The 11956-nt window shown below is 34.2% G+C and carries 15 protein-coding genes; all 15 read right to left on the bottom strand.

Annotation, left to right across the window (positions count from 1 at the left end; genetic code table 11):
• Window position 1: 1 nt before the first annotated feature.
• A complete protein-coding gene (atpA, locus tag EQ029_RS04105; RefSeq protein ID WP_011275241.1) occupies window positions 2–1510 on the bottom strand; it encodes a F0F1 ATP synthase subunit alpha in 1509 nt (502 codons plus the stop codon).
• 20 nt (window positions 1511–1530) lie between these two features.
• Complete coding sequence (locus EQ029_RS04100) at window positions 1531–2070, bottom strand: F0F1 ATP synthase subunit delta (RefSeq protein ID WP_057504771.1); 540 nt, start codon at window positions 2068–2070, stop codon at window positions 1531–1533.
• A complete protein-coding gene (locus EQ029_RS04095; protein WP_016931216.1) occupies window positions 2070–2600 on the bottom strand; it encodes a F0F1 ATP synthase subunit B in 531 nt (176 codons plus the stop codon). The genes EQ029_RS04100 and EQ029_RS04095 overlap by 1 nt, the downstream gene beginning before the upstream one ends.
• Before the next feature lie 85 nt (window positions 2601–2685).
• Window positions 2686–2898 (bottom strand): F0F1 ATP synthase subunit C, encoded by a 213-nt coding sequence (gene atpE / locus EQ029_RS04090; RefSeq protein ID WP_011275238.1) that lies wholly within the window; start codon window positions 2896–2898, stop codon window positions 2686–2688.
• A gap of 32 nt (window positions 2899–2930) precedes the next feature.
• Window positions 2931–3656: a F0F1 ATP synthase subunit A gene (gene atpB, locus EQ029_RS04085; RefSeq protein ID WP_011275237.1), complete on the bottom strand. Its 726-nt coding sequence runs from the start codon at window positions 3654–3656 to the stop codon at window positions 2931–2933.
• A gap of 27 nt (window positions 3657–3683) precedes the next feature.
• Window positions 3684–4034: an ATP synthase subunit I gene (locus EQ029_RS04080; RefSeq protein WP_011275236.1), complete on the bottom strand. Its 351-nt coding sequence runs from the start codon at window positions 4032–4034 to the stop codon at window positions 3684–3686.
• 154 nt (window positions 4035–4188) lie between these two features.
• Entirely contained in the window at window positions 4189–5322 is a 1134-nt protein-coding gene (gene wecB, locus EQ029_RS04075; RefSeq protein ID WP_033079611.1) for a non-hydrolyzing UDP-N-acetylglucosamine 2-epimerase, read from the bottom strand.
• Window positions 5323–5340: 18 nt separating this feature from the next.
• Entirely contained in the window at window positions 5341–5970 is a 630-nt protein-coding gene (gene upp / locus EQ029_RS04070; protein ID WP_011275234.1) for a uracil phosphoribosyltransferase, read from the bottom strand.
• 26 nt (window positions 5971–5996) lie between these two features.
• On the bottom strand, window positions 5997–7235 hold the full coding sequence (gene glyA, locus EQ029_RS04065; protein WP_016931218.1) for a serine hydroxymethyltransferase: 1239 nt from the start codon (window positions 7233–7235) through the stop codon (window positions 5997–5999).
• A gap of 26 nt (window positions 7236–7261) precedes the next feature.
• Complete coding sequence (locus tag EQ029_RS04060; RefSeq protein ID WP_011275232.1) at window positions 7262–7786, bottom strand: TIGR01440 family protein; 525 nt, start codon at window positions 7784–7786, stop codon at window positions 7262–7264.
• Between the two features lie 110 nt (window positions 7787–7896).
• The gene (locus EQ029_RS04055) at window positions 7897–8313 is read right to left on the bottom strand and encodes a low molecular weight protein arginine phosphatase (protein WP_057504770.1); all 417 of its coding nucleotides are present in this window, start codon (window positions 8311–8313) and stop codon (window positions 7897–7899) included.
• Window positions 8310–9353 carry an L-threonylcarbamoyladenylate synthase gene (locus EQ029_RS04050; protein WP_011275230.1) on the bottom strand — a complete coding sequence of 348 codons (1044 nt, stop codon included), beginning with the start codon at window positions 9351–9353 and terminating at the stop codon, window positions 8310–8312. The genes EQ029_RS04055 and EQ029_RS04050 overlap by 4 nt, the downstream gene beginning before the upstream one ends.
• Before the next feature lie 83 nt (window positions 9354–9436).
• A complete protein-coding gene (prmC, locus tag EQ029_RS04045; RefSeq protein WP_016931219.1) occupies window positions 9437–10273 on the bottom strand; it encodes a peptide chain release factor N(5)-glutamine methyltransferase in 837 nt (278 codons plus the stop codon).
• Entirely contained in the window at window positions 10260–11336 is a 1077-nt protein-coding gene (prfA, locus tag EQ029_RS04040) for a peptide chain release factor 1 (protein ID WP_011275228.1), read from the bottom strand. Before prfA ends, prmC begins: the two co-directional genes overlap by 14 nt.
• Window positions 11336–11935 (bottom strand): thymidine kinase, encoded by a 600-nt coding sequence (locus EQ029_RS04035; RefSeq protein WP_011275227.1) that lies wholly within the window; start codon window positions 11933–11935, stop codon window positions 11336–11338. Before EQ029_RS04035 ends, prfA begins: the two co-directional genes overlap by 1 nt.
• Window positions 11936–11956 lie beyond the last annotated feature (21 nt).

Genomic DNA, 11956 nt, shown 5'->3' with positions numbered 1-11956 from the left:
ATTATTCAGATTTGCTAAAGCTTTTCTTGAATTCATTAATAGTTGCTTCAAATTTATCATCAGATGGTAAGCCACCAGTTTCTCTAATTTCATTTAATAAGTCTGAACCATTTGATTTAGTCCAACTATTCAATTCATCTTCAAAACGTGTGATGTCTTCTACAGGAATATCATCTAGGTAACCTTTTGTTAATGCATAGATAATTAAAACTTGATTTTCAACAGGAAGTGGTTTGTTTTGATCTTGTTTCAAGACTTCAACCGTACGTTTACCTCTTTCAAGTTTTCTAGCTGTAAATTCATCTAAATCAGAACCGAATTGTGCAAATGATTCTAATTCTCTATACGAAGCTAAGTCTAAACGTAGCGTACCTGCTACTTTCTTCATTGCTTTAATTTGAGCAGATCCACCTACACGTGAAACTGATTGTCCTGCGTTAATCGCTGGTCTTACACCTGAGAAGAATAAATCAGATTGTAAGAAAATTTGTCCATCTGTAATTGAAATTACGTTAGTTGGTACGTACGCAGAAATATCCCCTGCTTGTGTTTCAATGATTGGTAACGCAGTAATTGAACCGCCACCTAAATCATCATTTAGTTTAGCTGCTCTTTCTAATAATCTACTATGTAGGTAGAATACGTCACCTGGATACGCTTCACGACCTGGTGGTCTACGTAATAATAATGATAACTCACGGTAAGCAGCAGCTTGTTTAGTTAAATCATCGTAAACGATTAATACATGTTTACCATTGAACATAAACTCTTCACCCATAGTTACACCTGAGTAAGGTGCAATGTAAAGTAATGGTGAAGGTTCAGATGCTGAAGCTGAAACAACAATTGTGTAATCTAATGCACCAGCTTGACGCAATTTTTCTACATTTGCACGTACAGTTGAATCTTTTTGACCAATTGCTACGTAAATACAAATTGTATCTAAACCTTTTTGGTTTAAGATTGTATCAATACCGATTGTTGTTTTACCTGTTTGTCTATCTCCAATAATTAACTCACGTTGACCACGTCCAATTGGAACTAGTGCGTCAATCGCTTTAATACCAGTTTGAAGTGGTTCGTCAACAGATTTACGAGCCATTACACCTGTAGCTTTTTGTTCAACAGGACGTGTTTTAGTTGTATTAATAGGACCTTGTCCATCAATAGGTTGACCTAGTGGGTTAACAACACGACCAATAAGTTCTTCCCCAACTGGAACTTCCATAATACGTCCAGTACGTCTAACTTCGTCGCCTTCAGTAATTTCAGTATATGGTCCTAAAATAACTACACCCACATTTGATTCTTCAAGGTTTTGAGCTAAACCAAGAACACCATTTGAGAACTCTACTAGCTCACCAGCCATACAGTCATTTAATCCGTGAATTAATGCGATACCGTCACCAATTTGGAGTACCGTACCAACATCAGTTACAGACATTTCAGACTCATAATTTTCAATTTGTGAGCGAAGTAATGCACTGATTTCTTCAGCTTTTATGGCCATCTATGTCACTCCTCTTTATTTTAGTTTACTCTTCTAAATTTGCGTTCGATTTGTTCTAAATCTTTTTTAACACTGCCATCTAGCACAGTAGTACCAACTTTAACTCTAAATCCTCCAATTAATTCTGGATTTATTTTCGTAGTAATATGTACTTGTGATAAATTAGTTTGTTTTAAAATTAAGTCTTTAATGCGATCAAGTTCTTCATCACTTAATTGATAAACTGATTCAACAATTGCTGAATCTTCATTATGATATTCATTATATAAACTTTTAAATTCTTTAAAAATTGAATTGATAAGTACTAAATGACGATTATTAGCTAATATCATTAGCATATTTTTTAAGTAATAATTAGCATCTCCAAAAACGATACCAACAAATTTGCGTCTTTCAGAAGCTGGTTGGTTTGGATTTGAGTCAATTGCTCTTAAATCTTCACCATAGTTTTTTGTAGCTTCACTAACTTCACTCAATTCATCATACATTAAATCTAATCTGTCTTTATCAATAACGACGTCAAATAATGCTTTAGCGTATTTATTTGCTACATTTGCCATTATTTATCGCCTGCCTCTTTTAAATACTTATCAACAAGTTCTTTTTGATCTTGTTCTGAAATTTCTTTTTGAAGTACTTTAGAAGCAATCAATACTGATAATTCAGACACTTGATTGTTAATATCCGCTAATGCACGTTCTTTCTCGCTATTGATTTCACTTTGAGCAGTTTCAATCATACCGTTTGCACGAATATTTGCTTCATGAATGATTTCTTCATGTTGTTTACGTGCTTGAACTCTAGCATCTTCTAAAATACGTTGAACTTCATCTTGAGTTTGTTTTAGTGTCTTTTTATTTTCTTCTTCAAGTTTTTGTGCATTTAATTTTGCTTCTTCGGCTTCATCAATGTCTCTGTTGATGTCACGTTCACGTTTATCCATTACTTCTTTTAATGGACCCCAAGCAAATTTCTTAAGTAGTGCTAGTAATATAGCAAATGTGATAACTGTTACAATGACAGTACCCCATTCAACACCACCACCTGCTGCACCTAGAACGAATGAATTAGTTAATGCATTCACTGGCATTTGACACTCCTTTCATAATTAATCACCACTTGCCATTAAATAAAACGAACGGCGAAGATCCAAGTGACTTCGCCATGAAATTTTCTTATTGGAAAAGAGTCATGAATGCGATTACAACACCGATGATAGGTAATGCCTCAACTAAACCAATACCGATGAACATGATACTCATTAATTGTCCACGTGCTTCTGGTTGACGAGCTACACCTTCTACTGTTCTTGAAACGATAAGACCGTTACCGATACCTGCGCCTAGTGCTGATAAACCAATTGCAATTGCTGCTGCGATTAAACCCATATTAATAATTCCTCCTAAAATGTTTGTTTAAGTTAATGTGTGTCCGCTACTTTGTGGGACATGTAAACCATTGAAAGCATGATAAATATATATGCCTGGATTGAGCCAACAAAGATTGAGAATCCTTGCCATACGATTAAACCTGGAATACCTATAATCCAACCCCAAGCACTACTTACAACTAAACCGGCTAATAATGAAAGTAATAATTCACCGGCAAAAATATTACCATATAAACGTAGTCCAAGTGTTAGTGTTGAAGAGAATTCTTCAAAAACATTGATAATTGCTAAAGGCCAGAATGGTTTGAAGTAATTACCTATGTATGCCTTAGTACCACGCATTTTCACACCATAATAGTGTGTAAGTAATATCATCATAGTTGACAATGTCAATGTGACTGTTGCATCTGCTGTTGGAGATTTCCACCATAGATAATGATCTTTAGTCACTATAGCAAATGGTAACCCTAACATGTTTGCAACAAAGATAAATAATATCAATGTTACAGCTAAGAAGTGAAACTGACCACCTTTTTTCCAAGCCATATTACTCTCAATGATGCTTCTCACAAAGTCAAAGATCCATTCGATAAAATTCTGTTTACCTGATGGTCTTTTCTTTAAATTACGTGTACAAATAATAGCTATAAGAAAAACAATGATTGCTGTAATAACTAACATCATGATGCTTGCTAAATTGAAAACGAGATCAAAACCAAACACATTCCAACTCACGAGCGGGTTTTTGTGATCCATGTACTCACCTCTTTCGTTCTTAAAATTTTAACTCTTTAGCAGTAGAGAGCGTAGTATGATTAAAACATAAGAAAACATAAGTCCTATCATTACTCCAATAATATTGACATAATCTTTTAATAAAAACCATATTACGCACGCAATGATAGCGACTAAGTACCTCCAAGTATTGCCCGTAGAAATATGTATGTTATCTGGTTGCTTTGCCCGAGATAAATATAATTCGAAAATATAAGTATTTATTAAAGATCCAACTGTGCCGATTATCAATCCAAGAATAAAAGGTTTTGGAATAATGATAGACAAAACACCCAATAAAATTAGAAAATAAATATAATATTGAATGAATTGTTTAAATATGATGCTGAAACGCCTCATTTTTTTCCTCCAAATTAACTTATGACAACCATGTAAACCGTTCCACTCATACAAATTTAATAATAATATAGGGTAAATACTGTGTCAATTCTATTCAAATTGTTGTAAAAATTAACTCTTTAATTGTCACAAAATGTTCACAATTATGATTATTTTATGAATTGAAAGACTTTGGCATTTTTGAAGTTAAGCCGAAATAATATTTTATACTCTCACATATTCTCAAAGATGCATTGCCATCACCATAAGGATTTTGAGTTAGCGCCATTTGATCATAAATCATTTGATTTTCTAAGATTTCTGTTGTTGATTTAAAAACATTATCAAAATCAGTACCTACAACCTTTAAAGTACCTGCTGTTACACCTTCTGGTCTTTCAGTTACATCTCTTAGAACAAGAACAGGTTTATTTAATGAAGGGGCTTCTTCTTGAATCCCTCCTGAATCAGTCAAAATTAAATATGCTTTATTTGCAAAGTTATGAAAATCTACAACATCGAGTGGTTCAATTAATTCTATACGTTCATGTTCTCCTAAATACTCGTAAGCTAGTTCTCTTACTTTAGGATTTAAATGCAATGGAGACACAATAACGATATCTTCATATTCATCCACAATTTTGCGCATCGCTTTGTAAATATTAATCATTGGCTGTCCGACATTTTCTCGTCTATGGACAGTTAATAATATAATACGTTTACCTTGATGTTTTCTTATAATATCTGAAGTATATTCTTTTTGTATTGTTAGTTCGAGTGTGTCGATAGCAGTATTTCCAGTAATAATTATTGAATCAGGACTCTTGTTTTCTTGAAGTAGATTATTAGCCGCCCCTTTAGTAGGTGCAAAATGTAAATCGGCTAAATTGCTAACCATTTGCCTATTCACTTCTTCTGGAAATGGCGCATATTTATGTCGCGTTCTTAAACCTGCTTCAACATGACCAATAGCAACTTTATTATAAAAAGCAGCAAGAGCACCAGAAAATGTTGTAGTTGTGTCGCCATGAACTAATACCATATCTGGTCTCTCTTTTTTTATAACATCTTCAAGTTTCGTCATAGCTCTTGAGGTAATGTCGGAAAGTGTTTGACCTTCCTCCATAATATTTAAATCATAATGTGGCTTAATGTTAAAAGTATGTAATACTGAATCTAACATCTCACGATGCTGAGCAGTTACAACAATCATTGGTTCTAACTCAGCATCATATTCGAGTGCCTTTACTAAAGGTGCCATCTTAATTGCTTCTGGTCTAGTACCAAAGACTGTCATAATTTTTTTCATACTTTAAGCTCCTAAATACTATTTTGTACCAAATAATCTGTCCCCAGCATCACCTAAACCAGGCGTAATGTATGCTTTGTCATTTAATTTTTCATCTAATGCTGCAATATAAATATCTACATCATCATGCGCCTCTTGCATCTTTTCTACACCTTCTGGTGCTGCAATTAAACACATAAATCTAATATTTTTTGCACCGCGTTTCTTTAATGAATTGATGGCTTCAATTGCTGATGCTCCAGTTGCTAGCATTGGATCTACAACAATGATTTGTCTCTCATCAATATCTTGTGGAAGTTTAGCAAAGTATTCTACTGCTTTTAATGTGTTAGGATCACGATATAGACCAATATGACCTACTCTAGCTGCTGGTACTAGACTTAACACACCATCTGTCATACCTAAACCAGCTCTAAGAATTGGAACGATAGCTAATTTTTTACCAGCTAATCTTTTTGCAGTCATTGTTGTTACTGGCGTTTTAATTTCTACATCTTGTAGTTCTAAATCTCTAGTAACTTCATACGCCATTAACATGCCTACTTCATCAACAAGTTCTCTAAATTCTTTAGTTCCCGTATTCATATCACGGATGTAACTTAATTTGTGTTGAATTAGTGGGTGATCAAATACATGTACTTTACTCATTTATATTTCCTCCAAAATTTTATAAATTATTCATATAGCGGATATTTAGCAGTTAAACGACTTACTCTTTCTCTTGCCTCTTTTAATTTAGTATCATTATTAGGATTTTTTAGTGCTAAGCTAATAATACGACCTACTTCTTTAAACGCTTCCTCATCAAAGCCTCTCGTAGTCGCTGCAGGTGTACCTAAACGTATACCACTTGTTACGAAAGCTTTTTCTTGATCAAATGGGATTGTATTTTTATTACATGTTATTCCAATAGAATCTAAAGTCGCTTCAGCTTCTTTACCAGTAACATTAACTGAATTTTTAACATCTACAGAAAGTAAATGATTATCAGTCCCTCCTGAAACAATTCTAAAGCCTTCTTCTTGCAATGTTTGTGAAAGTACTTTAGCGTTTTTAATTACTTGTTCTTGATAAACTTTAAAATCTTGCTCAAGCGCTTCACCAAACGCAACTGCTTTAGCTGCAATGACATGCTCTAAAGGGCCACCTTGAATTCCAGGGAATATTGTTTTATCTATATCTTTCTTATACTCTTCTTTACAAAGAATTAAGCCTCCACGTGGGCCACGTAATGTTTTATGAGTAGTTGTAGTGACAAAGTCTGCATGTTCAACAGGATTTGGATGTAAACCTGCTGCTACTAAACCAGCGATATGGGCCATATCAACCATTAATTTAGCACCAACTTCATCAGCGATTTCTTTAAACTTTTTAAAATCCAGTTGTCTAGAATATGCTGATGTACCTGCAACTATTAATTTCGGTTTATGTTCATGTGCTAATTGACGCACCACTTCATAGTCAATTTTTTCAGTTTCCTTATCTACACCATAGTCAACAAAGTTATAGAATTTACCACTAAAATTAACTGGTGACCCGTGTGTTAAGTGACCACCATGACTTAAATTCATTCCTAAAACAGTATCACCCATCTCTAGAGCGACAAGATAAACTGCCATGTTTGCTTGAGAACCTGAATGTGGTTGCACATTTACATGTTCAGCACCAAATAATGCTTTAGCTCGTTCGATAGCAATTGTTTCAGTAACGTCTACATAATCACAACCACCATAATAACGACGACCAGGATAGCCTTCAGCATATTTATTAGTCATTACAGAACCTTGTGCTTCCATTACCGCTTCAGATACAAAATTTTCAGATGCTATTAATTCAATGTTGTTATTTTGTCTATTGTATTCATTTTGAATCGCTTCATAGACAGCTTTATCTTGATTTTGGATATAAGACATAAAAATCCCCTCCTACGCTTTCAAGCTTATTCGTATTTAGCTCGTTCACCACCGATTTTCTTAGGTCTTGAGGTTGCTATCGTTACAATTGCTTCACCAACCTGTTTGACACTTGTCCTAACCGGTACACAAATGTGTTTAATATGCATTCCAATTAATGTTTGACCTATATCAATACCTTTAGGTACAGAAATATGTTCAACTACGATTGGGTCATTCATATGCTTATAAGCATATGTAGCAAGACTACCTCCTGCGTGAACATCGGGAACAACAGTGACTTCTTCCATAGTTAGAGGGTTGAAATCTTCACGTTCAATTGTGACTGCTCTATTAATGTGTTCACAACCTTGGAATGCAAAAGAAACACCAGTATCTTGTTTCACTTCTTCTAATGCATTAAAGATCGCTTCAGCAACTTCCATTGACCCTACAGAACCAATCTTCTGTCCTATAACTTCAGAAGTCGAACATCCTATCACACAAATTTCATTTTCATTGAAAAATGATTGCGATTTAAGTTCATCAAGCAAAGTTTTAAGTTCTTGCATTAAAATCTCCACCTTAAATACATAATTAAAAAGAAGCATAGCAAACTAGCTATACTTCTTCATTATAACTTATTTAAAGCTTAACATATACTAATTGTATAATATTTGGCTTATGAATTTGTACGTAACTTACCTATCAAATACAGAAGTTGTTCAAACGTTTGACGGTAAGTATCTATGCTACCACCAAAAGGATCAACAATGTCACCTATTTCTCCAACATATTCACTGAGTTGATAAATGCGACCATTGTCACCATAATGAGAAACCAGTTGTTGTTTATGCATATCTGTCATCGTTAAAATTAAGTCACTATTCAAATCTTTCTCACTAAATTGCTTAGCTACAGTAGGTTCAGGCAAATTATGCTCCATAATGACTTCTAATGACTCTGGTGATACGGATTGACCATCAATCGCGAACATTCCTCTAGAATTAATTGTGTCATCTACAAGCATTTTCTTCGCGATACTTTCGGCTATTGGACTTCGGCAAGTGTTTCCAGTACATACAAATGTTATTCTCATAAGTTATCACCTCGAACAATGTGATTACCTGTAGCTTTAATAATCCGATTCATTATTGCTTCAGATTCATCTGTTTTATCAAAAGCATAAATATATGCTTGATCTATTGATGGATTTTCATCAATACTATGAAGTATTTGATACAAGTTATGATTAGCTTGTCTTATATCTTTTTCATCTTTACAAAGTTTAATGAATAGTGCATCACTTGGAGCATACTGCTTCAAAGTTTCCGGTAAAATAAAAGCTGTTTTACTCCATTCTTTAATTGTTTTAATAGGTTTACTAAGATGCATTAGCATCGTTACTGGTGTATCAGGGGCATAGTGCTTATACTTCATTCCAGGTGCTATTGGTTGGCTATTGACGTCATAATGATATTCCTCAACGCTTCCTGGAAAAACATCATTAAGCATTGCTTGTGTTATTGATCCTGGTCTTGCTATTCTGAAAGGAAACTGTGTACAATCTAGGACAGTGCTTTCTAATCCTTCTTCACTTTGATCACCATTGACTATACCGTCAATTTTGCCATTTAAATCATTAAAAACGTGTTGAAAGGTTGTAGGAGAAGGTCGCCCACTTACATTAGCACTAGGGGCAGCGATAGGTATATCAATGTATTGAAGTATAGCTCTTCCTATTGGATGACTTGGCATTCTTACCGCAATTGATTGTAAGCCACCTGTTACTTTCTCACAAAGATAACCCTGTCTTAAAGGTAAAATAAATGAAATAGGTCCAGGCCAAAACTCATCCATCAAACATTTGGCTTCTTCAGGCAAATGAGAAACAATTTGATCAAGCTGAGATTTATCATGTATATGTACAATTAATGGATTGTCAGAAGGACGTCCTTTAGCTTGATATATGTTTGAAACTGCATATTGGTTTCGAGCATCTGCACCCAATCCGTAAACAGTCTCTGTTGGAATTGCAATTAACCCACCATCATTATATACCTGTTTTATATTTTCCAATTCTGGATAATCTAATGGCGATTTTTGATAATCACGCATATCCCATATCTCAGTTTTCATCAAGCTCACTCCTTCATTATTGTTTTATTCATATATATGAAAAGTTACTCATCTAAATTTTATCAGATAAGTAACTTTGAGTTTTACCATTTAAATGACACTATTCTTTCATTACCGTTTATATCTTTAATAACTTTAACATCAAGTTTTGGATACTTTTCTAAAATAATATTTTTTAACCTTTCACCTTGGTTATAACCAATTTCGAAGGTGACATAAGCATCTTTATTTAAAACTTTAGGCAAATCATTAAGGATTAATTCATAAATAGCGAAACCCTTATTCTCTGCAAACAATGCTTTATGAGGTTCATACTTAACAACTGTGTTCTCCATCATTTCCATCTCATCGACATCGATATATGGTGGATTAGAAACAATACCATCCAATTTTATATTATTTTGTATGAAAGGTTTCAATGCATTGCCTTTTAAAAAAGTTACAGCTACCTCATGATAATGTGCATTATCTGATGCAACTTCTAAGGTCTCTTGAACAATGTCTGTTGCATAAACAGTGAAATCTTTATTCAACTTTTTTAAAGTAATAGCTAAAACACCACTGCCAGTTCCAATATCAGCGATTGTAGCACTTGATTTACAATTTTCAAGAAAATGCAACATCACTTCCTCCGTTTCAGGACGTGGAATTAAACAATGTTCATTAACTTGAAATTGATAGCCATAGAAAGATTGAAAACCAACAATATATTGTATAGGTTCACCTAAAAGCATCCGTTCAGTCGCGAGTGAAAACTTGATTTCTTCTGCTTTTGACATGTCATCATACATGTGAATTAAATAATCAGTTCTTGACCACCCAAATAAATCAAGCATCAACCATTCTGCTCTCGATTGTTCATAACCCTTATCTACAGCTTGTTTAATCGCATAATCTAATTGTTCTTTAAAGTTCACCATTGTTTAGTTCTTTCAACTTCTCAGTTTGTTCAGATAAAGTTAATGCATCAATAATTTCATCTAATTTACCTTCCATAATTTGATCTAACTTTTGTAAAGTTAATCCTATTCTATGGTCAGTTACACGGCTTTGAGGATAGTTATATGTTCTAACTCTTTCAGATCTATCTCCTGTACCCACTGCTGATTTACGTTGTGCTGCATATTTTTGTTGTTCTTCCTGTAATTTCATATCATATAAACGTGCTTTTAAAACTTTCAACGCTTTTTCACGGTTTTGAATTTGAGATTTTTCAGAAGAAGTTGCAATAACACCAGTAGGTAAGTGAGTGATACGAACAGCTGAGTCAGTTGTATTAACGTGCTGACCACCAGCACCACTTGAGCGATATGTGTCTATTTTCAAATCTTCATTACGGATTTCAATCTCAACATCTTCAACTTCAGGAAGAACAGCAACTGTCGCTGTTGAAGTATGAATTCGTCCACCTGATTCTGTTTCAGGTACACGTTGAACTCGGTGTGCACCATTTTCAAATTTTAATTTACTATAAGCACCGCTACCTGAAACTGAGAAACTAATTTCTTTATAACCACCATGGTCACTTTCAGCCGCTTCAACAATTTCAGTTTTAAAGTTTTGAGATTCTGCATACTTACTATACATTCTTAGTAAATCGCCAGCGAAGATTGCCGCTTCATCTCCACCTGCTGCTGCTCTGATTTCAACGATAACGTCTTTCTCATCATTAGGGTCTTTTGGAATTAATAAAAATTTAAGTTGTTCTTCCAACTCAGGAATCGCACTTTTCAAACTAGCACTTTCCTCTTTCAACATTTCAATTTCTTCTTTATCTTCTGTTTCATTTAACATTTCATCAATTTCAGCAATTTCTTCTTTTTTACTTTTATAATCTCTATATACATCAACTGTTTTTTGTAAATCAGCTTGTTCTTTTGAATATTTACGTAACTTATCTGAATCATTAACAATCTCAGGGTCACTTAACATTTCATTGAGTTGTTCATATCTTTCTTCAACGATATCTAATTGATCAAACACTACATTTCCTCCTCGTCACTTGTACTTGGTGCTACGATATGATGTGCACGACATCTCGGTTCATAACTTTCATTCGCCCCAACTAAAATGATAGGATCATCTACTTTAGCTGGCTGTCCATCGATTAAGCGTTGTGTTCTACTTGATGATGAACCACATACTGCACATACAGCCTGTAATTTAGTAACTTGTTCACTTACCGCCATGATTTGTGGCATGGGTTCGAATGGTTCCCCTCTGAAATCCATATCTAAGCCTGCAACCACTACTCGATGGCCATTTTCAGCAAGCTTCTCCACTATATTTACAATTTCTTTATCGAAAAATTGAATCTCATCAATACCAATGACATCAACATGAGACAAATCCTGTAATAATATATCTCTTGAAGTAGAAATATTAATTGCTTCTAATTCATTACCGTCATGAGAAACAACTTTTTCTTTATGATAACGATCATCAATCGCTGGTTTAAACACTACTACTTTTTGTTTAGCGTATATCCCTCTTCTTAGTCTACGAATTAGTTCTTCTGACTTACCGCTAAACATACTTCCAGTAATGCATTCAATCCAACCGGAATGGTAAGTTTCATACATTATAAGTTCCACCTTTTACAA

The sequence above is a fragment of the Staphylococcus haemolyticus genome (assembly GCF_006094395.1).
Classification (GTDB): Bacteria; Bacillota; Bacilli; order Staphylococcales; family Staphylococcaceae; genus Staphylococcus; species Staphylococcus haemolyticus.
Note: the sequence above shows the minus strand (reverse complement) of the source record. Positions and strands in the feature narration are given on the sequence as shown.

Coding starts and splice junctions, on each gene's coding strand:
- atpA (WP_011275241.1), bottom strand. CDS start 1,510: ATGGCCATAAAAGCTGAAGAAATCAGTGCATTACTTCGCTCACAAATT.
- EQ029_RS04100 (WP_057504771.1), bottom strand. CDS start 2,070: ATGGCAAATGTAGCAAATAAATACGCTAAAGCATTATTTGACGTCGTT.
- EQ029_RS04095 (WP_016931216.1), bottom strand. CDS start 2,600: ATGCCAGTGAATGCATTAACTAATTCATTCGTTCTAGGTGCAGCAGGT.
- atpE (WP_011275238.1), bottom strand. CDS start 2,898: ATGGGTTTAATCGCAGCAGCAATTGCAATTGGTTTATCAGCACTAGGC.
- atpB (WP_011275237.1), bottom strand. CDS start 3,656: ATGGATCACAAAAACCCGCTCGTGAGTTGGAATGTGTTTGGTTTTGAT.
- EQ029_RS04080 (WP_011275236.1), bottom strand. CDS start 4,034: ATGAGGCGTTTCAGCATCATATTTAAACAATTCATTCAATATTATATT.
- wecB (WP_033079611.1), bottom strand. CDS start 5,322: ATGAAAAAAATTATGACAGTCTTTGGTACTAGACCAGAAGCAATTAAG.
- upp (WP_011275234.1), bottom strand. CDS start 5,970: ATGAGTAAAGTACATGTATTTGATCACCCACTAATTCAACACAAATTA.
- glyA (WP_016931218.1), bottom strand. CDS start 7,235: ATGTCTTATATCCAAAATCAAGATAAAGCTGTCTATGAAGCGATTCAA.
- EQ029_RS04060 (WP_011275232.1), bottom strand. CDS start 7,786: ATGCAAGAACTTAAAACTTTGCTTGATGAACTTAAATCGCAATCATTT.
- EQ029_RS04055 (WP_057504770.1), bottom strand. CDS start 8,313: ATGAGAATAACATTTGTATGTACTGGAAACACTTGCCGAAGTCCAATA.
- EQ029_RS04050 (WP_011275230.1), bottom strand. CDS start 9,353: ATGAAAACTGAGATATGGGATATGCGTGATTATCAAAAATCGCCATTA.
- prmC (WP_016931219.1), bottom strand. CDS start 10,273: ATGGTGAACTTTAAAGAACAATTAGATTATGCGATTAAACAAGCTGTA.
- EQ029_RS04035 (WP_011275227.1), bottom strand. CDS start 11,935: ATGTATGAAACTTACCATTCCGGTTGGATTGAATGCATTACTGGAAGT.